This window comes from Streptomyces sp. NBC_01214, from assembly GCF_026340975.1.
Classification (GTDB): domain Bacteria; phylum Actinomycetota; class Actinomycetes; order Streptomycetales; family Streptomycetaceae; genus Streptomyces.
The window spans coordinates 3767452-3789839 of record NZ_JAPEOS010000001.1; the positions used below are offsets into that span (position 1 = coordinate 3767452).

General features: G+C 73.5%; 19 protein-coding genes and 1 pseudogene. 10 read left to right on the top strand and 10 right to left on the bottom strand.

Annotated features, from left to right (window positions below; all coding sequences use genetic code 11):
• The first annotated feature begins 43 nt into the window (after nt 1-43).
• The 3 genes from lnt (at nt 44) to OG594_RS17645 (ending at nt 3490) form a co-directional block, all read left to right on the top strand.
• Nucleotides 44-1669, top strand: a complete 1626-nt coding sequence (gene lnt / locus OG594_RS17635) for an apolipoprotein N-acyltransferase (RefSeq protein WP_266599909.1) — start codon at nt 44-46, stop codon at nt 1667-1669.
• Between the two features lie 37 nt (nt 1670-1706).
• Entirely contained in the window at nt 1707-2189 is a 483-nt protein-coding gene (locus OG594_RS17640) for an NUDIX domain-containing protein (RefSeq protein WP_266599911.1), read from the top strand.
• A gap of 101 nt (nt 2190-2290) precedes the next feature.
• Nucleotides 2291-3490 (top strand): acyltransferase, encoded by a 1200-nt coding sequence (locus tag OG594_RS17645; RefSeq protein WP_266599913.1) that lies wholly within the window; start codon nt 2291-2293, stop codon nt 3488-3490.
• Between the two features lie 33 nt (nt 3491-3523).
• Here the strand turns inward: OG594_RS17645 and OG594_RS17650 are convergent, their stop codons facing one another.
• The gene (locus OG594_RS17650; protein ID WP_266599915.1) at nt 3524-4294 is read right to left on the bottom strand and encodes a serine protease; all 771 of its coding nucleotides are present in this window, start codon (nt 4292-4294) and stop codon (nt 3524-3526) included.
• 140 nt (nt 4295-4434) lie between these two features.
• Nucleotides 4435-5901, bottom strand: coding sequence for a glycosyltransferase family 39 protein (locus OG594_RS17655; protein WP_266599917.1), 1467 nt, complete (start codon nt 5899-5901; stop codon nt 4435-4437).
• A gap of 160 nt (nt 5902-6061) precedes the next feature.
• Here OG594_RS17655 and OG594_RS17660 point away from each other — a divergent pair, with 160 nt between their 5' ends.
• Both OG594_RS17660 and OG594_RS17665 read left to right on the top strand, forming a co-directional pair.
• On the top strand, nt 6062-7351 hold the full coding sequence (locus OG594_RS17660) for an ATP-binding protein (protein ID WP_266599919.1): 1290 nt from the start codon (nt 6062-6064) through the stop codon (nt 7349-7351).
• 163 nt (nt 7352-7514) lie between these two features.
• Nucleotides 7515-7859 carry a DUF6191 domain-containing protein gene (locus OG594_RS17665; RefSeq protein ID WP_266599921.1) on the top strand — a complete coding sequence of 115 codons (345 nt, stop codon included), beginning with the start codon at nt 7515-7517 and terminating at the stop codon, nt 7857-7859.
• Here OG594_RS17665 and OG594_RS17670 read toward each other — a convergent pair.
• The 5 genes from OG594_RS17670 to OG594_RS17690 form a co-directional block, all read right to left on the bottom strand.
• Entirely contained in the window at nt 7837-8460 is a 624-nt protein-coding gene (locus tag OG594_RS17670) for a hypothetical protein (protein WP_266599923.1), read from the bottom strand. The genes OG594_RS17665 and OG594_RS17670 overlap by 23 nt on opposite strands.
• Entirely contained in the window at nt 8457-10094 is a 1638-nt protein-coding gene (locus tag OG594_RS17675; protein ID WP_266599925.1) for a serine/threonine-protein kinase, read from the bottom strand. The genes OG594_RS17670 and OG594_RS17675 overlap by 4 nt, the downstream gene beginning before the upstream one ends.
• A gap of 144 nt (nt 10095-10238) precedes the next feature.
• Nucleotides 10239-11492 carry a Tm-1-like ATP-binding domain-containing protein gene (locus OG594_RS17680; RefSeq protein ID WP_266603007.1) on the bottom strand — a complete coding sequence of 418 codons (1254 nt, stop codon included), beginning with the start codon at nt 11490-11492 and terminating at the stop codon, nt 10239-10241.
• A gap of 48 nt (nt 11493-11540) precedes the next feature.
• A complete protein-coding gene (locus OG594_RS17685) occupies nt 11541-12020 on the bottom strand; it encodes an NUDIX domain-containing protein (RefSeq protein ID WP_266599927.1) in 480 nt (159 codons plus the stop codon).
• A gap of 57 nt (nt 12021-12077) precedes the next feature.
• On the bottom strand, nt 12078-13142 hold the full coding sequence (locus OG594_RS17690) for a cation diffusion facilitator family transporter (RefSeq protein WP_266599929.1): 1065 nt from the start codon (nt 13140-13142) through the stop codon (nt 12078-12080).
• A gap of 179 nt (nt 13143-13321) precedes the next feature.
• Here OG594_RS17690 and OG594_RS17695 point away from each other — a divergent pair, with 179 nt between their 5' ends.
• From OG594_RS17695 to OG594_RS17705, 3 genes are read left to right on the top strand one after another with little or no spacing between them, the layout of a single operon-like run.
• Nucleotides 13322-15706 (top strand): FHA domain-containing protein, encoded by a 2385-nt coding sequence (locus OG594_RS17695; protein ID WP_266599931.1) that lies wholly within the window; start codon nt 13322-13324, stop codon nt 15704-15706.
• A 5-nt stretch (nt 15707-15711) separates the two neighbouring features.
• A complete protein-coding gene (locus tag OG594_RS17700; RefSeq protein ID WP_266599933.1) occupies nt 15712-16425 on the top strand; it encodes a hypothetical protein in 714 nt (237 codons plus the stop codon).
• Nucleotides 16426-16427: 2 nt separating this feature from the next.
• On the top strand, nt 16428-17444 hold the full coding sequence (locus OG594_RS17705; RefSeq protein ID WP_266599935.1) for a serine/threonine-protein kinase: 1017 nt from the start codon (nt 16428-16430) through the stop codon (nt 17442-17444).
• 48 nt (nt 17445-17492) lie between these two features.
• Here the strand turns inward: OG594_RS17705 and OG594_RS17710 are convergent, their stop codons facing one another.
• Nucleotides 17493-18788, bottom strand: a complete 1296-nt coding sequence (locus tag OG594_RS17710) for a streptophobe family protein (RefSeq protein ID WP_266599937.1) — start codon at nt 18786-18788, stop codon at nt 17493-17495.
• Between the two features lie 573 nt (nt 18789-19361).
• On the opposite strand from OG594_RS17710, the pseudogene OG594_RS47105 reads away from it, so the two are divergent.
• Nucleotides 19362-19763 (top strand): annotated as a pseudogene (locus OG594_RS47105) (DUF6777 domain-containing protein); the annotation flags it as partial.
• A gap of 17 nt (nt 19764-19780) precedes the next feature.
• Here OG594_RS47105 and OG594_RS17725 read toward each other — a convergent pair.
• Together OG594_RS17725 and OG594_RS17730 are read right to left on the bottom strand one after the other, a co-directional pair.
• Nucleotides 19781-20458: a hypothetical protein gene (locus OG594_RS17725; RefSeq protein WP_266599943.1), complete on the bottom strand. Its 678-nt coding sequence runs from the start codon at nt 20456-20458 to the stop codon at nt 19781-19783.
• 301 nt (nt 20459-20759) lie between these two features.
• Nucleotides 20760-21017: a hypothetical protein gene (locus tag OG594_RS17730; protein WP_266599945.1), complete on the bottom strand. Its 258-nt coding sequence runs from the start codon at nt 21015-21017 to the stop codon at nt 20760-20762.
• Between the two features lie 125 nt (nt 21018-21142).
• Here OG594_RS17730 and OG594_RS17735 point away from each other — a divergent pair, with 125 nt between their 5' ends.
• Nucleotides 21143-22318, top strand: a complete 1176-nt coding sequence (locus OG594_RS17735; protein WP_266599947.1) for a sensor histidine kinase — start codon at nt 21143-21145, stop codon at nt 22316-22318.
• Nucleotides 22319-22388: the final 70 nt, after the last annotated feature.

Sequence of the window (22388 nt, forward strand, 5' to 3'; positions counted from 1 at the left end):
GCGCTCACCCGTCCGCGAGGTGCGGGGACGTACACTCCGCCAGATGAGCAGCAGTGTCACCCGCACGACCGGGAACGAGCCCTCACAGTCCGCCGACGGGCCCCGGGCCGACGCGGCCACGTCCCCCGCGACCGCCCGGTCCGCCGCGCACCGCAAGGGGCTGTGGCTGCTGCGCGCCCTGCTCGCCGCGCTCTCGGGCGTGCTGCTCTACCTCAGCTTCCCGCCCCGCCCGCTGTGGTGGCTGGCCCCCTTCGCCCTCGCCCTGCTCGCCGGCTGCCTCCACGGCCGCCGTGCCCGGGCCGGCTTCGGGCTCGGGCTCCTCGCCGGGCTCGGCTACCTGCTGCCGCTCCTCGTCTGGACCGGTGAGGAGGTCGGCCCGGTGCCCTGGCTGGCGCTGAGCACCCTCGAAGCGCTCCTCATCGGCCTCACCGGCCTCGGCATCGCCCTGGTCAGCCGGCTCCGGGCCTGGCCGCTGTTCGCCGCCGCCGTGTGGGTCGCGGGCGAGGCCCTGCGGGCCCGGGCCCCCTTCGGCGGCTTCCCCTGGGGCAAGCTCGCCTTCGGGCAGGCCGACGGCGTCTTCACCCCGCTCGCCGCCCTCGGCGGCACGCCCCTGCTCTCCTTCGGCGTCGCCCTCTGCGGATTCGGCCTCTACGAGGTCCTGCGCACCGCCCGCCGCCACCCCGGCCGCACCACCGCAGCGCTGGCCGCGCTCACCGTCGCCGCCCCGATCGGCGCGGGCCTCGCCGCCCGCCCGCTGGTCTCCGACGCGGCCGAGGACGGCACCGCCGTGGTCGCCGTCATCCAGGGCAACGTGCCCCGCCTCGGCCTCGACTTCAACTCCCAGCGCCGGGCCGTCCTCGACAACCACGCCAAGCGCACCGTGCAGCTCGCCGAGGACGTCAGGGCCGGCCGCGCCCCGAAGCCCGACTTCGTGGTCTGGCCGGAGAACTCCTCCGACCTCGACCCGTACGCCGAGCCCGACGCCCACGCCGTCATCGACCAGGCCGTCAAGGCCATCGGGGTACCCGTCGCCATCGGTGCCGTGGTGGCCCCGGAGACGGGCCCGCTGCGCAACACGATGATCCTGTGGGACCCGGTCAAGGGCCCCACCGCGACCTACGACAAGCGCAAGATCCAGCCCTTCGGCGAGCGCATCCCGATGCGCTCCGTCGTCCGCCTCTTCAGCTCCGACGTGGACCGGGTGCGCCGCGACTTCGGTCCCGGCAAGGAGCCCGGCGTCTTCGACATGGCCGGCAGCGGCGTCGGCATGGTCACCTGCTTCGAGGCCGCCTTCGACGACGCCGTCCGCTCCACGGTCCGGGCCGGCGCCCAGGTGATCGCCGTACCGAGCAACAACGCCACCTTCGGCCGGACCCAGATGACCTACCAGCAGCTCGCCATGGACCGGATCCGCGCCGTCGAGCACAGCCGCACCGTCCTCGTCCCCGTCACGAGCGGGGTCAGTGCCGTCATCCGCCCCGACGGGAAGATCGTCTCGCAGACCGAGATGTTCACCGCGGACGCGCTGGTCACCGAGATCCCGCTGCGTTCCGGCCGCACCCCGGCCACGGTCGTCGGTCCGCTGCCGGAATACGCGCTGCTCCTGCTGGCCGCCGGCGGCTTCGGGTGGATCCTGAACCGTCGGATCCGCTCGCGCCGCGCCGCCTGAGGCCGGATTCGGTCCGGCGGCCTCGTAGGGTCGGGGCATGACCACTCCCGATTTCATCCGCCGGATCCGCGCCACCGCCGGGCACCAGCTGCTCCTGCTGCCCGGAGTCACGGCCATCGTCTTCGACGACCTCGGCCGGGTGCTGCTCGGCCGGCGCTCCGACACCGGGCAGTGGGCGGTGGTCGGCGGAATCGCCGAGCCGGGGGAGCAGCCCGCCGAGACCGCCGTGCGCGAGGTGTACGAGGAGACGGCGGTGCGCTGCGTCGTCGAGCGCGTGGTCCTCGTCCAGATGACGGAGCCGATCACCTACCCCAACGGCGACGTCTGCCAGTTCCAGGACATCACCTTCCGCTGCCGCGCGACGGGCGGCGAGGCACGGGCCAACGACCACGAGTCCCTCGAAGTGGCCTGGTTCGAGGTGGACGCGCTGCCGCCGCTGGACCCCTTCGGCCTGGAGCGGATCCACCGGGCCCTGAGCGACGAGCCGACCTGGTTCGAGGCCCCGGCCGCGCTCACATAGCTCCCGGACCGGTGAGGTGAGCTGCGCGTAGGTGCGCTGTAGGGTTCCGCTGATCCAGGGCGGTTATCGGACAGTCGTACATATGAGGAGGCGGTCGAGGGATGAGCTCGCGCAGTTCAGCCGGAGAGTCGGGGGCGGGCGGCCAAGGCCGCGCGCCGGCCGGAGCGGTCCCCGGCGGGCGCCTGGCGGTCCTCGACGGGGTGCGGGTCCTCGCCGCGCTCAGCGTGCTCTTCTACCACTACTTCGCCCTCGAAAGCGCCTGGGGGAAAGCGCCCGCGGAGATCTTCCCGAACGCCCACCCGTTCGCCGTCTACGGCTGGGTCGGCGTCGAGATCTTCTTCCTGGTCAGCGGGTTCGTGATCTGCATGAGCGCCTGGGGTCGCACGGTGGGCGACTTCGCGGTGTCCCGGGTCTCCCGGCTCTTCCCCGCCTACTGGGCGGCCGTCGCCTTCACCACCCTCGTGCTGTACGCCTGGCCCGAGGTCAGGCAGGTCAAGGCGTTCAGCCATGTCCTGGTGAACCTGTCGATGCTCCAGGGCGGCCTCGGCGTCCCGAACATCGACGACGCCTACTGGACCCTCTTCGTCGAGCTCAAGTTCTACGTACTGTTCGCGATCGTGGTCATGCGCGGCGTCACCTATCGCAACTGCGTCCTGTTCTGTGCGGCCTGGACCCTGGCCGGTGTCGTGGCGCCCACTGCCGACAACGGCGTGCTGTCCTTCTTCGCGGCCTCGTCCTCGTCCCCGTACTTCATCGCCGGCATCGGCTTCTACCTGATGCGCCGCTTCCGGCCGAACGCCGTCCTGTGGGCCGTCGTCGGCGTCCAGTTCCTCCTCGCGCAGCACTACGTGCACACCCGCATGATCAGCAACCTGGGCCGAGCAGCCGCCGAGCGGACGCCCGCCTGGCCCGTGCACCTGATCATCGCCCTGGGCTTCGCCCTCATGGCGGCCATAGCCCTCGGTGCCCTCGACGGTGTCCAGTGGCGCTGGCTCCCGCACGCCGGAGCGCTGACGTACCCGCTCTACCTGATCCACATGATGGCCGGGCTGACCTTCATCCATCTCTTCCGGCACGACGTGGCGCCCGTACCGCTGGTCATCGGCGTGATCACCGCGATGCTGCTGCTCGCCTGGCTCGTCCACCGGCTCGTGGAACGCCCGCTCGGCCGGCTGCTGCGCGACCGCCTGCGCCGCGGGGTGCAAGACATCCGGTCGGGCACCCCGCGCGGCCCGTCGATCGACCGGCTTCCCGCCCAGCCCTCGGCACCCGACGCGGAACGCATCCCCGTCGGCCGCTAGGGGAGGCGGGGCGGGGGCGGAACGATCAAAGCCTCAGGACCGTGCCTGCCGGTACAGCTCTACCGCCCGGTCGCCCAGGACCGCGCTGTACGAGATCTCCGGGACGCTCCCGCCGCCCTCGTAGCCGCCGAGCACCCCGGCCAGTGCCCCGTTCACCAGCCAGGGGCTGCCGCTGGTGCCGCCGGTGAGGTCCGGGCAGCCGATCCGGCGCTGGGTCGCGGACAGCAGGTCCGTGGTGTTCGCGCAGCGCACCGGGGCGTCCAGGGTCCGCGGGTAGCCGATGATCGTCACCTTGGCGTGGTCCGGCTGCTCGGCGGCGACCGGGAAACCGCCCACGACGTCCTCCACGCTCCCGGTCCGCCCGCCGTCCACCGGGGCCACCGTCGCGAAGGCGACGTCGTCGTCCGGGTCCTGGCCGTCCGTCCAGCCCGGAGCGATGTAGGTGCCGGTGACCTTCCAGAATCCGTACGGGGCCTTGCCGTCGCGGTAGCCCGGCGCGAAGACGGTGGTGTGCGGGCTCTCCAGGCAGTGCGCGGCGGTGGCGATCACATCGCCCTCCTCGCTGTGCACCACGGCGGCGGTGCAGTGGTGCCCGCGGCCCTGCCCGCCCGCGAAGAGCGCGCCCACCCGGTCGGCGGTGGCGCCGGGGCGCGCCCACGCGGTCACGCCGAGCGGCGGTCCGGTGGCGTCGTCGGGCAGGTCCACGCCGATCAGCACGGCCGTCGCGGACAGCGCCAGCAGGATCCGGGACGCCCGCCGCGCACGGGTGCGCCGGGCCGGTCGAGGGAGCGTGGAGTGGATCATTTTTCCACCCTGCCCGCCGAACCTATGTCCGGAGGATGGTGTTCCGTATGAATCCCCTGTGAATCCTGTGAAGCTCGTGTGAAACCCGGGGCATGCCCGGACAGGACCCGCTATGTCGGATGTCGGCAGCCGATCGGCGGCTATCCGCGCCGCTCGTACACCGTCACCCGGCGCCCCCGCACCTGCCGGTCCGCCACCACCGCGAAGTGCTCCTGCAGGACCGCCTCCTTGGCCTTGTCCCGCTCCGCCGACGGCGGCTTCGCCACCTTCTCCGCGTCCGTCACCAGCAGCACCCGCCGCTGGTCGAGCAGCGCCGCCCGGATCCGCGCGGGGTCCGCCTCCTCGCCCTTCAGAGTGGCCGAGGCGGCCGGGGACGCGGCCAGCGCCACATCGGCCAGACCCCCGAAGGCGCCGGGCGAGACCAGCGCCGCGTCCCGGCGCGCGGCCGGGACGAACAGCACCGCGTCCCCGTCCTGCTTCAGCCCGGCCACCTCGCCGGCCACCGCGAGCACGTCGTCGATCCGGCTGGCCGGGGCCCGCTTGTCCAGCGCCACCGGCAGCAGGGCCAGCACCGAGAGCCCGGCCGCGCCCGGCACCAGCAGGTTCGCCGCCCTCGGGAAGCGGGGCGCGCAGGCCCGTACGGCGGCGCCCAGGGCGACGCCGATCAGCAGCGCCAGCCCCACCATGCTGAACAGCACGTACCGGTCCTGGAACAGCGGCTGCACCAGGGACAGCCCGATCAACCCGAGCTGCGGCACCGCCAGCAGCGGCAGGCCGACCGCGGCCACCGAGAGCGCCTTGCGGTCCGCCCGTTCCGCCCATGCGCCGAGCCCGCCGATCACCAGGAGGATCCCCGGCCCGATCAGCATGTGCCAGGTCAGCGGCGGTATCCAGGACACCTGGTCGGACTGGCCGCGGCTGAACAGGACCAGCGGCAGCGCCCCCGCCACGGCGCCCGAGCCGTACGCCGCCCAGCGCAGCCACACCCGCCGCCCGGCCCGCACCCACCCCAAGGTCGCCGCGTGCGCGGGCAGCACCAGCAGGGACAGCCAGTTCAGCAGGGCGCACACCAGCACGGTGGTCCCGTACGCCGCCCAGCGCGGCCAGGCCCGCCGTCCGGGCCCGCGCTCCAGGAGCGAGACCAGCAGCAGCGTGGAGAGCCCGGCCCCCGCCGCGACCAGCGCGTACGGGCGACCCTCCTGGAGGTAGAACTGGACCGCCGGCAGCAGTCCGAGGGCCAGCCCGCCGCCGAGCCCCGCCCAGAACCCGGCCAGGCGCCGCCCGATCAGCGCCACACAGGCCGCGGTGGCCGAGACGGCCAGCACCGACGGCAGCCGCAGGGTCGCCGTGCTCGCCCCGAACACCTCGAAGAGGCCGTGCATCAGCAGGTAGTAGAGCCCGTGCACGGCGTCCACGTGTCCGAGCATCGCCCATATCTCACCCGCCGACCGCCCGGCCACCTGCCAGGTCGCCGCCTCGTCCCGCCACACGCTGTCCTGCCGGGAGAGCCCCCACAGACCGAGCCCCAGGGTCCACAGCAGGGGGACCAGCCACACCAGAACGCGCCGACACCGGGATTCAGCCAGGGCGGATATGTCGGAAGGCATGAAGGTGCGCGGATCCTCGGTGCGGGGCGTCGGCGGAAAGCACCAGTCTATGGACGCCACGGACGGTTTCCGGCCCGGGTGTTGTGCACCACGGAGCGTGATCGTCCGGCCCACCCGCCCCTAGCCTCGCCGCAGGAGCACGAACGAGGGGCGGTACCCGGTGAACTGGCTCATCCACGACTACCGCGAGAGCGATCTCGCAGCGGTGGTCCATCTGATCGACACCACGGCCGAACTCGGCCAGGAGTCCGTCTTCTCGCTCGCCGAGTGCATCGTCGCGCTGACCGACCGCCAGCCCTGTGTGGTCGCCGTCCACCAGGGCGTCCCCATCGGCGCGGCGCTCGCCTGCGTCACCGGCGAACGGGCCTGGGTCATGCGCATCGCGATCGCCGCCGGCTGGCGCGGCCGGGGCCTGGCCAGCGCCCTGCTCGTCGAACTGGAGCGGCGGCTCATCGCCGCGCGCGTCGGCCGCATCGCGTACGTCCTGCCCGAGGAGGACATGCTCGGTGAAGGCCTCCTCAACGCCGGATACACCCGGCAGCCGGCCGTCGCCTACTTCGAGAAGACCGAGCCGCTGCACGGACCGGCCGCGGGCCTCCTCGACGACCTCGGCGGTCGCTTCCTCCCCAACGACCTGTGGGCCAAGGTCGCCGGCATGGAGAAGGAGAAGGACCTCATCGAGCGGCGCGTGGTGCTGCCGCTCGCCGAGCCCGAGCGGGCCGCCTCGCACGGGGTGCGGCCGCCGCGCGCCATCACCCTCTTCGGCCCGCCCGGCACCGGCAAGACCACCTTCGCCCGGGCCATCGCCTCCCGGCTCGGCTGGCCCTTCGTGGAACTGCTGCCCTCCCGCCTCGCCGACGAGGGCAACCTGGCGGCGGCGCTGCGCGACGCGTTCGCCCGGATCGCCGAGCTGGAGCGCGTGCTCGTCTTCATCGACGAGGTCGAAGAGATCGCACCGGTGCGCACCGAGCCCGCGCAGCCCGGCGGGATCCACGGGGTGACGAACGAGCTGCTGGAGCTGATACCCGGCTTCCGGGAGGGGGACGAGCGGCTGCTGGTCTGCGCCACCAACTCCATCCGGTCCCTCGACCCGGCCTTCCTGCGGCCCGGGCGCTTCGACTACCTCATCCCGATCGGCACCCCGGACGCCGGAGCGCGCGCCGCCATCTGGTCCCGCTACACGGCGGGTCGCGCGGACGTCGACGTGAACGCCCTGGTGGCGGCCACCGAGCTGTTCACACCGGCCGACATCGAGCACGCGGCGCGGATCGCGGCGCAGGTGTCCTTCGAGCGGGACCTCGAGGCGGTGGGCGCGCGGGGCGCGGCGGCTGCGCAGCTGGGCGCGACCACGCAGGACTACCTGGCGGCGGTCCGGCAGTGCCGGCCGACGGTGACCCCGGCGATGACGGGCGAGTTCGAGGCGGACATCACCGCGCACGCCCGGTTCTGACCCCGCTTCTGCCCCCGCTTCTGACCCCCGGTTCCCACCCCGGTCGGAGCCCCCTGACGTCCGTCCCCCGGTTGCGGCGGGGGCGGAATGCGAAACGGCCCGCGGCCGCTCCTCCGAGGGGCCGCGGGCCTCCCGCGAACCCGGCTTCGGCTACCGTCACCGCATGGGCTTCGTCGTCTTCATGACCCTTCCCGGTCTGGCTCTGGTGCTCACCGCCGTGGCCTTCCTCGACCTGGCACTGGTCCGCGCGGGCCGCGCCGGGCTGCTGCCCTGGCGGTGGAACGGACGCCAGGGGCAGATGTCCGCCACCGGCTTCGAGCAGCTGCACGCCAGCTTCTCGCCGGGCAAGCAGAACGAGCTCAAGGAGCGGCAGAGCGCCCTCGTCATGCGCGACGACGAGGAGGACGGCGCCCCGCCGCGCACCCGGGTCGACCTCGACGGCGGACGCGCCGTCATCCGGCTGCCCGGCACCGCGGCCGCGCCCGTTACGGGGAACAGCGGTACGTGAAGTCCACCGCGGCCGTGCGCTGTCCGGGCGACACCAATTGCAGCTCCGCCTTCGCCGGGTAGCTCCCCGTGCCCCGGAAGGTCCACAGCAGGTGCAGCCGGGCCTCCCGCTGCCCGCGCGGTACCCGCTCGGTCAGCTCCTCGGACCGGGTGCCGTCGCTGCGCACCCACCGGTAGGTGAGGACGCCCGGGCGCCCGTTGGTCGCCACGACGGCCACCACATCGGCCGCCGCGTCGCAGGCCGGGCCCTTGGGATCGGTGCTCACGGCCACGTCCCGGACCTCGATGCCGGGCCCGAGCCGCTGCCACCCGAGGTACGCGAGGACCGCGGCCAGGACGAGCGCCGCGAGGGCGTACCGCCGCAGCCCGGCCGGACGCCGCCGGGGCGACGGCGCGACGGCCCGCGTGACGTCGAGGGGGAACGGCGCGGGCATGGCCGCGGTCACCCCGGGCCCGAACCGGAGCACGGAGCCCTCGACGCGGTCGGGGACCACCTCCTCGGGAGCGATCCTCTTCGTCGTGTCCGGGGGGCCGCTGAACCAGTGGCTGCCGAGCACGGTGGCGCTGTAGTCGTCGCCCTCGGGGGCGCCGGAACCGCTCATCGGGGCACCTCCTCCTGGCAGCGCAGCAGGTACTGCGAGGCTGACGCGGACTTGTTCCCGGCGGTGGGCTTGGTGGTGACGCGGACCCCGCCGTAGCAGCCACGGCCGCGGGCGAAGGTGTGGGACCTGTTCTCGGTGGCCGTCGAGCCGGCCGGGACCACGAACGACTCCGCGCCGTCGGGGACGGAGTAGGAGCCCTGCGTGCTGCCCAGGAACCACTCCACGGTCACGGTGACCGAGCCCGTGCCCTGGGAGCTGACCGAGATGGCCGCGTCGCCCCGGTAGACGCCGGTCTTGAGCGACACGGAGATGTCCGTGACCTTCAGCGTCGGCGTGGGCGTCGGCGTGGGCGTGGGCGTCGGGGTCGGCGTGGGCGACCAGCTCACCGTCGGCTTCGGGGTGGGGCTCGTCGACCACGACGGAGAAGCCGACGGGGACGTGGACGTGGACGGCGAGGGGCTCGGGGACGCCGAAGGGCTCGGACTCGGCGAAGGGGAGGCGGAGTCCGTCGGGCTCGGGCTCGGGTTCGCGCTCGGCGAGGCCGGTCCGGGCGGGGCCGCACTCGTCGTGGCGAAGGCGCTCACCGCCGAAGCCGCGCCCGGGGCCGCGCCGATCGCGTCCGTCGTCAGGACCAGCACGGTGCCCAGTACCAGCGCCACGCCCGCCGCGAGCCAACCGCGGCGCCCCGGCGCCCAGCCGGAGCCGCTGGGTACCGTGGTCGTGGCGAACGCCGTGGTGCCGGCCGCCGGGCCGCCCGCCGAGGGGAACAGCAGCGGCAGCAGGGCGGCCAGCGCCGCCAGCTTGCGCTGCCCGCGCTCCTCCCACTCGGGCCCGTACGCGGCCAGCGCCACGCCCTCCAGTTCGGCCACGAACGCCTCTGCGTTCTCCGGCCGCTGCTCGGGCGCCTTCGCGAGGCCGCGCCGGATCAGCGGACGTACGGGCTCCGGCGCCTCTGTCTCCGGCACCGGCGCCTCGATGTGTTGGACGGCCAGCTCGGCGAAGTTCTCCCCGTCGTAGGGCTTGCGGCCGGTGAGGCACTCGAAGAAGGTCGCCGTCGCCGCGTACACGTCGGCTGCGGGTGAGGCCGGCCGGCCCTGCCACTGCTCGGGAGCCATGTAGGCGGGGGTTCCGGCCACGCCGGGCGTGCTGCCCCGGTTCGCCGCGATCCCGAAGTCCACCAGCTTCGACGAGCCGTCCGGCGCGACCAGCACGTTTTCGGGCTTGTAGTCGCGGTGGACGACGCCCGCGCGGTGCGCCGCCGCAAGCCCCAGCAGGGACCCCTTGAGGACCACCAGCGCGGCCTCGGCGTCGGCCCGCCCGGACCGCTTCAGCAGGGCGCGCAGGGAGATGCCGTCCACCAGCTCCATGACGATGGCCGCGCCGCCGGTCGCCTCCACGTACTCGTAGAGCCTGACCACGTACGGGGTCTGCAGCCCGCCCAGGAGCCGGGCCTCGGCCCGGAACTCCCCGACGAACGCCGGATCCTGGCGCAGCCGGTCGCTGAGGTACTTCACCGCGACCGGGGTGCCCGTGCCGTCGTGGACGGCGAGCACCACGCGGCCGCTGCCGCCCGAACCGAGCTCACGGACCTCCGTGTAGCCGGGGACCGACCATGCCGCCCGCTCGTCGTCCATCGTTCCTGCCCCCTGCCTGCCGTGTGGCGCCGCCGCATCGCTCGGACGACCGGTCCCGGACCGGCGTCCACCGGCCCTCCCCGGGCCGGACGCCCCATGGGACGTGGTTTCCGCCGTGGCCGGTTCCCAACCACGGCGGCCCCCTCAGGCTGCGGCCGACATGGCGCCGATCATGGCGTGCAGCCGGTCGGCCGCAGCCCGCCCGAAGGCCGGATCGTTGATGTGCGTGTCGTAGTCGTAGAGCCTCGTGGCACTGCCCCGCAGGCCCTCGCGCAGTGCGGAGAACAGGGCCCGGTCCGCGCCGGGGTCATGGTAGGGCCCGCCCGGCGCGCCGAGCGTGGACAGTCCACGGAGCGGGACGCAGACCGCCGTGGGGCCGCTCGCCGCGCACAGTTTCGCGGCGACCCGACGGCCGAGTTCCGCGCATTCGGCCGCCGTCGTACGGGTCACCGTGATGGACGGATTGTGGACGTGGACGCCCCGGTCGCGGACCCGCCGGGGCAGGCTCTCCAGCGGGCCGAACTTCACCATGTCCAGCGCCCCCAGGCTCACCACCTGCGGGATCCCGGCCCGCCCGGCCGCGCTGAGCCGGTCCGGTCCCGCGGTGAGGACGCCCCCGCACAGGTCGTCGGCGAGCTCGCTGAGGGTGAGGTCGAGGACGCCCGCGAAGACCCCCTGGCCGGCCAGGGTCTCCAAGGTGCGGCCGCCGGAGCCGCTGACGTGGAAGACCAGCACCTCGTAGCCGAGTTCCGTCAGCCGCTCGCGCGCCGCGTCCACCCCGGCCGTGGTCACGCCCGCCATGCTCGCCGCGACCAGGGGGCGGCCGTCCGCGCCCAGCCGGGGCGGCCGTCCCTCCGCGGAGGTACGGGCGTAGGCCCGGGCCATCCCGGTGATCGCCGCCACGGCGTTCGCCAGGACCGGTGCGGAGATGCTGTTGATCCCCGCGATGTCCACCACGCTGTACATCATGGTGATGTCCGAGGAGCCCACGTAGGGGCGTACGTCCCCGGACGCCATGGACGAGACCATCAGTTTCGGTACGCCCAGCGGCAGGGCGCGCATCGCCCGGGTGGCGATGGAAGTGCCACCGCTCCCGCCGAGGGCGAGCACCCCGTGCAGCCTGCCCTCGGCGTGCAGGCGTAAGAGGGTCGCCTCCGCGCCCCTCGCCATGGTGGTCACGGCCGCACCCCGGTCGGCGGCCGTGAGCAGTTCCGACAGTTCCGTTCCGGCCGCCCGCGCCACCGCATCACGCGGTACGTCGGCGGCCACCCGGGGTTCGCCCATGATTCCCGTGTCGACCAGTACCACTTCGACTCCGGCGCGCACCAGCCTCTCGCGCAGCCAGCCGTACTCCACACCCTTGGTGTCCAAGGTCCCCACCAGCACGACGTTCGCCATGTGTGCAATGTCCATGCAGGTAAGGGTGTTGGCAAGTGCAAGTGTGGGTCAAACCTTTAGGAGCCCCAACAGTCGTTCCAAGAACGGGAGTTGGGATGGGATCAGCATGTTTTGCGCCAGGGGCGGAGCAAACCAGGCCACCCGGTCCAGCTCCGGGAACTCCTGGACGTTCCCGGAGTGCGGGGGCCACTCCATCGTGAAGGTCCCGGGCACCATCAGCGCGGGGTCGAGATCCGCTTCCACCGCCCAGATGGTCACCAGTTTCCCGCTGGTCAGGCGTACCTCGCCGAGCGGCAGGTAGTCGCCCTCCGGCGGGGGCAGCCCGATCTCCTCGGTGAACTCGCGGCGGGCCGCGTCCCGCGGAGTCTCCTCCGGACCGTATTCACCCTTGGGGATGGCCCAGTCCCCGGCCTCGCGTCCGGCCCAGAGCGGGCCGCCCATGTGTCCGAGGAGCACCTCGACACCGGACTCCGGCTCCGGACCGGTCCGCCGGAAGAGGAGCAGTCCGGCACTGCGTTTGTGTGTCATGGGTACATCCATGCCCCGTACGGACCCGGACCAGTGACGTGGGTGCGCGGTCTGCCGTCAGTGGTCGTGCGGTCCCTGCCGGTGGACCGGACCGTGCGCGTCCGCGCAGTGCGCGTCGGAGGCGCCCCCGCCCGCGCGGCCGACCGTGAGCAGGGACTCCTGCGCGTGGTCCACCTGGAGGGTGGTGTGCGTGATCCCGTACTCCTTGTCGAGCAGCCGCTCCAGGTCCCGGCGTACGGCGTGGCAGTCACCCGCCGGCTCCACCAGCACGTGTGCGGACAGCGCCGCCTGGCCCGAGGTGATCGTCCAGATGTGCAGGTCGTGCACCTCGGTGACGGGCGGGTGCCCGACCAGCCGGTCGCCGACCGCGTCCGGGTCCACATGGGCCGGGGCGGCCTCCAGGAGGATCCGGCCGGACTCGCGGACCAGCCCGTAACCCGCCTTGACCATCAGCACCACCACGACCAGCGTGGCGATCGCGTCCGCCTGCCGGAAACCGGTGGTCAGCACGATCAGACCGGCGACCGCGGTGCCGATGAAGGCGAAGAGGTCGTTCAGGATGTGCTGGTAGGCGCCCTCGACGACGAGCGTGGAACGGTTCGCCCGGGAGATGCACCAGGCCGCGGCCACGTTGACGACGATGCCCGCGAGCGCCGTCACCACGACCAGCCCGCCCTCCACCGGCGGCGGGTCCAGCAGCCGCCGCACCGCTTCGTACGCCAGCCAGACCGCCAGCAGGATCAGCGTCAGCCCGTTCGCCTGGGCGGAGAGTATCTCCGCCCGCTTGAGGCCGTACGTGAAGCCGCCACGGGCGGGGCGCGCGGCCAGCCGCATGGCGATCAGCGCCAGGACGATCGAGACCGCGTCGGTCAGCATGTGGGCCGCGTCGGAGATCAGGGCCAGCGAGTTGGCCATGACGCCGATGACCACCTCGACGGCCATGAACCCGCCGATCAGGGCGAGTGCGATCGCCAGCCAGCGCCGGTCGGCATCGGCCGCCACGCCGTGGCTGTGCCCCCCGGGCCCGTGGCCGTGGTCGTGGTCGTGGCCCGCGGACCCGTTCGCGCGCCCGTTCCCGTTCCCGTGTCCGTGGCCGTCGTGCGCGTGGTCGTGCCCACTCATGGCGTCCCCCGTCTCGTCGCGGCACCCGTGTGTTCGGTTCCGTCGCGTGAAGTGAAGCGCACCCCGGCGGGATCGGCAAAGGCTGCAACGGGGACCGTTGTCATTACCCATAAGAGGCCTCTGACCTGCGATGATGCCGGACCGGTGCCGGACCTTCCCGATCGTGGGAAAATCTGGTCATGGTCCAGCGCCCAAGTGTGCCGACCGCGCCCCAGCTCGTCCTGGTGACCGACTGGGGCGCCACCGAGATGGATCCCGACCGGATCTACCACGTCGGTCGGGACCCGCTTTGCGAGATCTGCCTCGACGACGCCCGCGTCTCCTGGCACCACGCGATCCTGCGCCCCGACGGCGACCACTGGACGCTGGAGGACGAGGGCAGCACCAACGGCACCTTCGCCGACGGTCACCGCGTCCACGAGTGGAGCGTCGGCGTCGGCACGGAACTGCGCTTCGGCAGCGTCGACGACGGGCCGCGCGCCGCCGTCATCGGTCCCGCGCCGCCACCCCCGCCCGCACCACCCCCCGCGCCCGGCACCGGCCGCCCCTCCGACGTGACGAACCCGGCCATGACCGGCACCTTCCGGCAGCCGACGACCGTGCGTCCGCTGCCCGTCCGCACCGCCGTCCGCATTGGCCGCGCCCCCGACAGCGACCTCGTCGTCGACGACCTCACCGTGTCCCGCCGCCACGCCGAGCTGCACGCCCTCGCCGACGGCAGCTACGAGATCGTCGACCTCGGCAGTCACAACGGCACCTACCTCAACGGCGCCGCCGTGACCCGGGCCACCCGCGTCGCCGAGGGCGACATCGTCGGCATCGGCCACTCGGTCTTCTGCCTCGTCGGCGACCAGCTCCAGGAGTTCGTGGACACCGGCGAGGTCTCCCTCGACGTCCAGGGCCTCACCGTCGCCGTCGACCACGGCCGCAAGACCCTCCTCGACCAGATCTCCTTCCCGGTCGGCGCCAAATGCCTGCTCGCCGTCGTGGGCCCCAGCGGAGCGGGCAAGTCCACCCTGCTCGGCGCGCTGACCGGCCTGCGCCCCGCCGATCAGGGCACCGTCCTGTACGACGGCCGCGACCTCTACCGCGACTACGCCGAACTGCGCAGCCGCATCGGCCTCGTCCCGCAGGACGACATCCTGCACTCCCAGCTCACCGTCCGGCGCGCCCTCACCTACGCCGCCGAACTGCGCTTCCCGCAGGACACCGCCCAGGCCGAACGCCAGGCCCGGGTCGACGAGGTGATCAGTGAACTCGGCCTCGAACAGCGTGCCGACCAGCCCATCCACAGCCTCTCCGGCGGCCAGCGCAAACGCGTCTCCGTCGCCCTGGAACTGCTCACCAAGCCCTCCCTGCTCTTCCTGGACGAGCCCACCTCCGGACTCGACCCCGGCATGGACCGCTCGGTGATGAACATGCTGCGCGACCTCGCGGACGACGGCCGCACGGTCATCGTCGTCACCCACAGCGTGCTCAACCTCGAAGGCTGCGACCGCCTCCTCGTCCTCGCCCCGGGCGGGCGCATCGCGTACTACGGCGCCCCCGGGGAGGCCCTCGACTTCTTCGGCTTCGAACAATGGCCCGAGGCCTTCGAAGCCTTCGAGAACCAGCGCGACCGCGACTGGGCCGGGGAGTACCGGGCCTCGCCGCTGTACCGCCGCCACATCGACGTCACCGCCGGCCGGCTCCCGCTCACCGCGCAGGCCGAACGGGCCGCCGGGGCCCCGCCGCAGCCGCCGCCCAAAGCCCAGAGCTGGGGCTCCCAGCTCTCCACCCTGATCCGCCGGTACGCCGCCGTGCTCAGGTCCGACCGGACCTTCCTGGTCATCATGGTCGCGCTGCCCTTCGTCATGGGCGCCATGACCCGCGCACTCGCCGGCAACACCCTCAACGCCGAAACGGCGCTGAACGCCCTGTTCATCCTCTGTGTGGGCGGAGTCCTGATCGGCGCCGCCAACGCGGTGCGCGAACTCGTCAAGGAACGCGTCATCTACCAGCGCGAACGTTCCGTCGGCCTGTCCCGGTCGGCCTACCTGATGTCCAAAGTGGTGGTCCTCGGCGCGATCACCGTCGCCCAGGCCGTGGTCCTCACCCTCGTGGGCCTCGCGGGCGTCACCATCAACGCCCCCGGTGGCCGCGGCCTCTTCATGCCACCGCTCCTGGAGATCACCCTCGCCGTCGCCCTGCTGTCCCTCACCGCGATGCTGCTCGGCCTGCTGATCTCCGCCCTGGTGACCAAGGAGGAGGTCACCATGCCGCTGCTGGTCCTCCTCACGATCGTCCAGGTCGTCTTCTGCGGTTCCCTGCTGAAGCTCACCGGTGTCCCCGTCATCGAACAGCTGGCCTGGTTCGTGCCGGCCCGGTGGGCCATGGGAGCCATGGCGGGCACCATCGACCTCGGCGCGATCGTGCCCGGCAAGATCACCCAGGACCCGCTGTTCGACCACGAGGCCCACCTCTGGCTCCTCGAAATGGGCATGCTCGTCGTCCTGTCCGTGCTGTTCGGCGTGCTGGTCGCCCGGCTGCTGCGCCGCCACGAGCCGACCGTCATGCGGAAGTAGGCCCCATGAGCAGCCCGCTGGGTCAACCCGGAGGCGAGGTGGAGGGCTTCCGGCCCACCCATGTGGTGCCGCAGGAGGGACTGCCCGCCTGGGAGGGCCCCGACGTCAGCCGGCCGACCGTGCCCCTCGACCCGTTCCTGCCCGTGCAGCTGCTGTCCCGGCGCGGGGAGTGGGGGGAGGTCCTGTGCGCCAACGGGTGGTCCGCCTGGGTGGACGGGCGGCTGCTGGTCGCCGTACCGCACCCGCCGCCGACGGCCGGCGGACGGCCCCCGGTCCGCTCCGAGGACCCGCGGCCGCTGCTCACGCGCGGCTCCGAGGCCCTGGAACGCTACCGGCGGGCCGTGGACGAGCTCGCCTCGGGACGGATCGACGCCGACGCCTTCCGCCGCTCGCTGCGCGGGCTGCGGGCCGGCGTGGTCATCGACGGGGAATCGGTCTGGCTCTACGACGAGAAGTCGGGCCGGTGGCTGTACGACGACGGGGACCGCATGACGACCTACGCGGTCGTCGCCGGCCCGGGCGGCCCGGCCGCGCCCGAACCCGGGCCACGGCAACCGCCCGCGGCCACGACTCCGGCCGGCGGGGCCGCCGTACGGCGGGAACCGCCCCCCACCGACGCGGTCGCAATCCCGCGCGAAGAGCCCGGGGACCGGTCCGAACGGGCGGTGGCCCATGACCCGACGCGGATCGTGGAGACCCGCGACCCCGGGGGCGGCTGACGGTGGACGAGGAACGGGCGGAGCCCGCCGGCGGGTCCCCCACCGACCTGCGCGGGAAGCAGATCGCCGGGTACCTGGTGGAGAGCGAGATCGGGCGCGGCGGCATGGCGGTCGTCTACGTGGCGCGGGACCTGCGCCTCGACCGGCGGGTGGCACTGAAACTATTGGCCCCCGAGCTGGCCCGGAACGACACCTTCAGGCAGCGGTTCGCCCACGAGTCGAAGGTGGCCGCGACCATCGAGCACCCGCACATCGTGCCCGTGTTCGAGGCGGGAGAGGCGGACGGACTGCTCTACATCGCCATGCGCCTCGTCGAGGGTCCGGACCTGCGGGTGATGCTGGACCGGACGGGCCCGCTGCCGGTGGAGACGGCCGCGCGGATCGCCGGCCAGGTGGCCTCCGCGCTGGACGCCGCCCACGCCCACGACCTGGTCCACCGGGACGTGAAACCGGGCAACATCCTGATCGCACCGGGCACGGACCGGGACCACCCGGAACACGCCTACCTCACGGACTTCGGGCTGACGAAGAAGTCGCTGTCGCTGACCGGGTTCACGACCGACGGGCAGTTCGTCGGCACCCTGACCTACGTGGCGCCGGAACAGATCTCGGGGAAGCCGGTGGACGGCCGCTGCGACGTCTACAGCCTGGGGTGCGTCGTCTACGAGGCCCTCGCCGGGGAACCGCCCTTCCAACGGGACGACGACATCGCCCTGCTGTGGGCCCACCAGTACGACGCCCCGCCCGCGCTGAGCTCGCGGCGGCCCGGACTGCCGGAGGAGGTGGACGCGGTCCTGGCGAAGGCGCTGGCCAAGTCGCCGGACGACCGGTGGAACAGCTGTCTGGAGTTCACCGGGGCCCTGCGGCGGGCGGGGGAGGGCGGCCGACCGCCGGGGGAGGCGGGCGAGGCGGAGGGCGGGGCGGGGCGGGCCGCGCACCCCGACCTGCCCGCCCCGCCTCCGGTGCCGGCGTGGGCGCTGCCGGTGTTCAGCCGGCCGGCGCCCGGGGGGACGGCCTGAGCCGCTCCCGGCTCCTTCGTGCTGCTCCGCCCGCGCGTCCTGCTCGGCCTACTCGGGTGTCGCGGTGGTCGTGGCGACCGGTTCGTCGACCCGGCCGCCACGGTGCAGTGGACGGGCCAGCAGGGCGCCCAGGAATCCCGCCACCGCGCCCCACAGCAGCCCGAGACCGACGTTGCGCCACAGCACGGGCTCCAGGTGGACCTGGCCGCCGAGGCCGTCCACCTCGCCGATCCCCAGCAGGGAGAGGCCGAACTGGGCCTGGATCCGACCCAGCAGGCAGACCGTCAGGGTCGCCAGCGCCAGGGCCACGCCCAGGTGGAGGGCGTGCTGCCAGGGGCGGACGTGGGCGGGGGAGCGTACGGCCGCCAGCACGCCCGTGCCGAGCAGCAGGACGGCGGCCACCGCCACCAGCCACCAGGCCCGGGAGTCCTGCTCCGCGAGCGCGGACACGTCGATCCGGGACGGGTCGGAGCCGCGCAGGACCTGGTCCAGCAGCTGGGGCATCGGCAGCCCGAAGGGCCCCTCGACGTTGCCCTCCCAGGCGCCGCCGAAGCCCAGGGTGAGCGCGAGCCAGACGAGGTTCGGCAGCCCGAGCAGGATCACGGCCAGGGTCCGGTCGGCATGGCCCTGGGTGACGGCCACGACCACGCCGACCCCGATGCCGAGGACGACGTAGGCGAGGAGCAGCAGCATCGTGGCGAAGGCGGCCGGGCGCAGCGCCGTGTGGAAGCGGACCAGCCGGGCCGGGAGCGGGGCGCGCCGCGAGACCAGCAGGGCGATCACCAACAGGCCGAGGATCCACAGCAGTCCGTACAGGAGGGTGGCCGGCAGGTCGGCCTGGAAGCCCACCGTGGGCGCGGAGTCCAGGAGTTCGGTGATGGTGCCGATGGGGGAGTCGCCCGTGGAGATGCCGAAGGTCTCACGGGCGAGGAAGGCGGCGCTGGTCAGGGCGAGCAGCCACAGTACGACCAACGGGACCGCACGGCCGATGAGTTCGCGGGGCCGGGCCACGGCCCGGTTGTGCAGGGGGCGCAGGAAGAGGTAGCCGGTCACGAGGGCGCCCGCCAGAGTCACCGAGAGGGGGACCGCGGACAGGTTCACGTCCGCCCCCGCCAGCGAACCGGCACCGGCCGACACCTCCAGGGAACCGCCCGCCGCCATCACCACGACCGCCGCGACCACATGCGGGAACGCGCCGCTCGGAAGGCCGCCAGCGCCCGCGCACATCAGCCCGGCGGCGGCGACCGCGGTCATCACCACGAATCCCGCGACGACGGCGACGAGGGCGTCCCGCCATGCCCTCGCGGAGCCCCCCGACGATGACGATTCCGGCGTCCGACTCACCCTGCCACCGTGACATCCCCGGCTTGCGGGCACCACCCGGACGGCGCACACAATGGTCCCCGGGGAACTCACTCCTCCTGGGAAGAAGAGCCCGTGACCACACAACCCTCCGGCCGACCGCCGTCTTCAGGACGCCCCACCGGGCCCCCTTCGGGCCCGCTCTCGGGCGGGCAGCAGGGGCCTCCGCCACCGCCGCCGCCGTCGGCGCCGCCGGGTGGGCCCGGTGGCCCGGGCGGCACGGGTGGCGCCGGAGGCTCGGGTCAGGCACCGGCCGGAGGTCCCTGGTGGCGCTCGGTGCCACGGCTCGTCACCGCGTTGGTCGCGGTGGCGGCGGTCGTGGCGCTGGCCGTGGTCCTCACCCGGCCCGGAGGGAAGGCCGACAACGCCGGCGGCGAGGTGTTCCTCCAGCCGGTCGCCGCGTCGGGCCCGGACCCCTTCACGGAGTCCACGGTGGTGAAGGGCGCGCCGCCCCCGCCGGAGAGCCCGCCGCCCTCTCCCCAGGGCACGGTCAGTCCGAGCGCCAGCCCGACCGGGCCGGTGGGTACCAGGAGCGTCAGCGGTTCCGCGCCGGGCGTGTACGGCGGCACCAGGAACGTCGCCAGCTGTGACGTCGAGAAGCTGATCGGATCGCTGGGCGCGGACCCAGCCAAGAACGCGGCCTTCGCCCAGGCGCAGGGCATCCAGCCGGCCGCGGTTCCCGGATACCTCCGCTCCCTCACCTCGGTGCAGCTGCGGATGGACACCCGGGTGACGAACCACAGCTACCGGGACGGCAAGCTCGTCCCCTACCAGGCCGTGCTCCAGGCCGGGACGGCCGTGCTGGTGGACGACCGGGGAGTGCCGCGGGTGCGCTGCGCGTGTGGCAACCCGCTCGGTCCGCCGGTACCGCTGAAGGCCGCCCCGAAGCGTTTCGGGCAGACGTGGCCCTCGTACCAGCCGGCGAAGGTGGTGGCCATCGCACCGGCGCCGACTGTCGTCAACAAGATCGTGATCTACGACCACCGTGACAACCAGTGGTACGAGCGCCCCAAGGGCGACAACCAGGGCAAGCCCAAGCCCGACAGGCCGATCCCGCCGCCGCCCGTCCCGACACCGCCGCTCACCCCGCCCCCGTCGGCGACGGCCCCGAACCCGTCCGTGACCTCGCCGAGGCCGACCCCGTCCGGCACGTCCCCGACCCCGAGCACGTCGGTGACGACGCCGACACCGTCGAAGTCGCCCTCGAAGTCGCCGTCGAAGTCCCCGTCCGAGTCGCCCTCGAAGTCGCCGTCGAAGTCCCCGTCCGAGTCGCCTTCGAAGTCTCCGTCGGAGTCCCCGTCGAAGTCGCCGTCCGAGTCACCGAAGAAGTCGCCTTCGGAGTCACCGTCGGAGTCCCCGAAGAAGTCGCCGTCGGAGTCGCCGTCCGAGTCACCGAAGAAGACCCCGGCCGAGTCACCGTCGGAGTCACCGAAGAAGACCCCGGCCGAGTCACCGTCGGAGTCACCGAAGAAGACCCCGGCCGAGTCACCGTCGGAGTCACCGAAGAAGACCCCGGCCGAGTCACCGTCGACGTCGCCGTCGAAGCCGTCCGAGGAGTCGAAGTCACCGTCGAAGCCGACCTCCGAGCCGTCCGCGCAGTCACCGACGCCGAAGTCCGCGCCCGCGACTCCTGCGACTCCCGCGTCTCCCACGGCTCTGGCGTCTCCCACGGCTCCGGCGACTTCGAGGTCTTCCGCGCCGCGCCCGCCGACGTCGGCCGCCCCCCAGCGCCCGACCGCTCCGCCGCCGCCCACCGCGCAGAAGCAGTCCGCGCCCCCGCCGCCGTCGGCTCAGCAGCCGTCCGCGCCGCAGCAGGAACCGCCCCGGACGGCTCCCCAGCCCGAGCCCGAGGGCCCGGCCCAGGAAAGCTGACCGCTCCCGGGCATGACCGCGCCTCCTCCCCGAGCGGGGGAGGAGGCGCGGTCACGGGGCGTCGCCACAGCGGACCGGTGATCAGGCGCGGTCGCGGCGGGCGAGCGTGTCGCCCGCGACGCCCACTGCGAGGCCGAGGGCGATCATGACGACGTAGCTGTAGATCTCGTAGCCGTCGGGGGCGAGGAACCGGAGGAAGCCCATGAAGTGGATCCAGCCGAGCCACTCGTGCAGCAGGCCGCTCGCGCCACCGACGGCGAGCACGAAGCACAGCGCACCCGTGACGGTGGCCAGCGGGGACTTCGGGGACTTCGGGGACTTCGGCGAGGTGGAGGTCATGCTCCGACGTTAGGAGCCGGGCGCCGGCCCGGTCATCGGTCTTAGGGCTCCTGCGCTCGTACTTAAGTATCCGTTGCGGTGCGCGGATGCCCGCTCCCGCGCCCGGCCGCGTAGATTTCCGGGACATGCGCCGTATCCACCGCACCCGCCGGGACTGGGCCGCCGACCTGGCCCTGTTCCTCTTCGCCGCCTGTTTCGCCGCCGTCAGCGCGCAGTCCATCCCGGTCGCGGAGAGCCTCGGCCCGGGCTGGCGGACCGCCGACCAGGTGGCCGGCGGGCTCGGGTGCGCGGCGGTCCTGCTGCGGCGGCGCGCGCCGGTCCAGTTGGCCGTGGTGCTGCTCCTGTCCGGCAGCGTGGCGCACTACCTGACCGGGCCGGCGATGGTGGCGGTGTTCACGGTGGCCGCGACCCGGCCGTGGAAGGCCACGGCATGGGTGGCGGCCCTGGTCTTCGGACCGCTGCCGCTCTTCCTGTGGCAGCTGCCGGACATGTCCGAGGAGCGGGCCGGTTCGGCCGTGACGTACTTCGCCCTGATCGCCGGAGCCATCGGCTGGGGGTTGTTCCGGCGGTCCCGGCAGCAGCTCATCGCCTCGCTGCGCGAGCGCGCCGAACTGGCCGAGGCGGACGCGGAGTCGCGGGCCGAGCGGGCCCGGATGGAGGCCAGGGAGGAGATCGCCCGCGAGATGCACGACGTACTCGGCCACCGGCTGTCGCTGCTGAGCGTGCACGCGGGCGCCCTGGAGTTCAATCCCGGTGCCCCGCGGGCGGAGATCGAGCGGGCCGCCGGGGTGATGCGCGAGAGCGCGCACCTGGCGCTGCACGACCTGCGCGAGGTGATCGGCGTACTCCGGGCAGGGCCGGGTACGGGGTCCGCGGAGGGCGGTGAGCGCCCGCAGCCGGAACTGGCGGACCTCCCCCGGCTGGTGGCGGAGGCGAGGGCGGCGGGCGGACGGATCGAGCTGGCCGGACCGCCCGAGGGGGCCGCGCCGCCGCCGCTGGTGGGGCGCACGGCGTACCGGATCGTGCAGGAGGCGCTGACCAACGTGCGCAAACACGCGCCCGGCGCGGCAGCCGACGTGCGGGTCACCGGGAACCCGGGCGACGGGCTGACGGTGGAGGTCCGCAACACTCCGCCGCCCGGACCGGATCCGGCCCGGGGCACGGTGCCCGGGCCGGCCGAAGGCGGCGGGCAGGGGTTGATCGGGCTGGCCGAACGCGCCCGGCTGGCCGGTGGGGAACTGACGGCCGTCCCCGCCGGCGGCGGGTTCCGGGTGCGGGCCTGGCTACCCTGGCAGGGCTGACCGAGGGACGAGCACGGGACGACGAAACACCAGGCCACGACACACAAGGCCACGACACACAAGACCTCAA

Excerpts from the sequence above, each read along its gene's own strand:
- OG594_RS17675 (WP_266599925.1), bottom strand. The coding sequence starts at position 10,094 with ATGGACGACGAGCGGGCGGCATGGTCGGTCCCCGGCTACACGGAGGTC.
- OG594_RS17670 (WP_266599923.1), bottom strand. The coding sequence starts at position 8,460 with ATGAGCGGTTCCGGCGCCCCCGAGGGCGACGACTACAGCGCCACCGTG.
- OG594_RS17695 (WP_266599931.1), top strand. The coding sequence starts at position 13,322 with ATGGTCCAGCGCCCAAGTGTGCCGACCGCGCCCCAGCTCGTCCTGGTG.
- OG594_RS17730 (WP_266599945.1), bottom strand. The coding sequence starts at position 21,017 with ATGACCTCCACCTCGCCGAAGTCCCCGAAGTCCCCGAAGTCCCCGCTG.
- OG594_RS17640 (WP_266599911.1), top strand. The coding sequence starts at position 1,707 with ATGACCACTCCCGATTTCATCCGCCGGATCCGCGCCACCGCCGGGCAC.
- OG594_RS17690 (WP_266599929.1), bottom strand. The coding sequence starts at position 13,142 with ATGAGTGGGCACGACCACGCGCACGACGGCCACGGACACGGGAACGGG.
- OG594_RS17680 (WP_266603007.1), bottom strand. The coding sequence starts at position 11,492 with ATGGCGAACGTCGTGCTGGTGGGGACCTTGGACACCAAGGGTGTGGAG.
- OG594_RS17650 (WP_266599915.1), bottom strand. The coding sequence starts at position 4,294 with ATGATCCACTCCACGCTCCCTCGACCGGCCCGGCGCACCCGTGCGCGG.
- OG594_RS17700 (WP_266599933.1), top strand. The coding sequence starts at position 15,712 with ATGAGCAGCCCGCTGGGTCAACCCGGAGGCGAGGTGGAGGGCTTCCGG.
- OG594_RS17665 (WP_266599921.1), top strand. The coding sequence starts at position 7,515 with ATGGGCTTCGTCGTCTTCATGACCCTTCCCGGTCTGGCTCTGGTGCTC.
- lnt (WP_266599909.1), top strand. The coding sequence starts at position 44 with ATGAGCAGCAGTGTCACCCGCACGACCGGGAACGAGCCCTCACAGTCC.
- OG594_RS17645 (WP_266599913.1), top strand. The coding sequence starts at position 2,291 with ATGAGCTCGCGCAGTTCAGCCGGAGAGTCGGGGGCGGGCGGCCAAGGC.
- OG594_RS17685 (WP_266599927.1), bottom strand. The coding sequence starts at position 12,020 with ATGACACACAAACGCAGTGCCGGACTGCTCCTCTTCCGGCGGACCGGT.
- OG594_RS17735 (WP_266599947.1), top strand. The coding sequence starts at position 21,143 with ATGCGCCGTATCCACCGCACCCGCCGGGACTGGGCCGCCGACCTGGCC.
- OG594_RS17655 (WP_266599917.1), bottom strand. The coding sequence starts at position 5,901 with ATGCCTTCCGACATATCCGCCCTGGCTGAATCCCGGTGTCGGCGCGTT.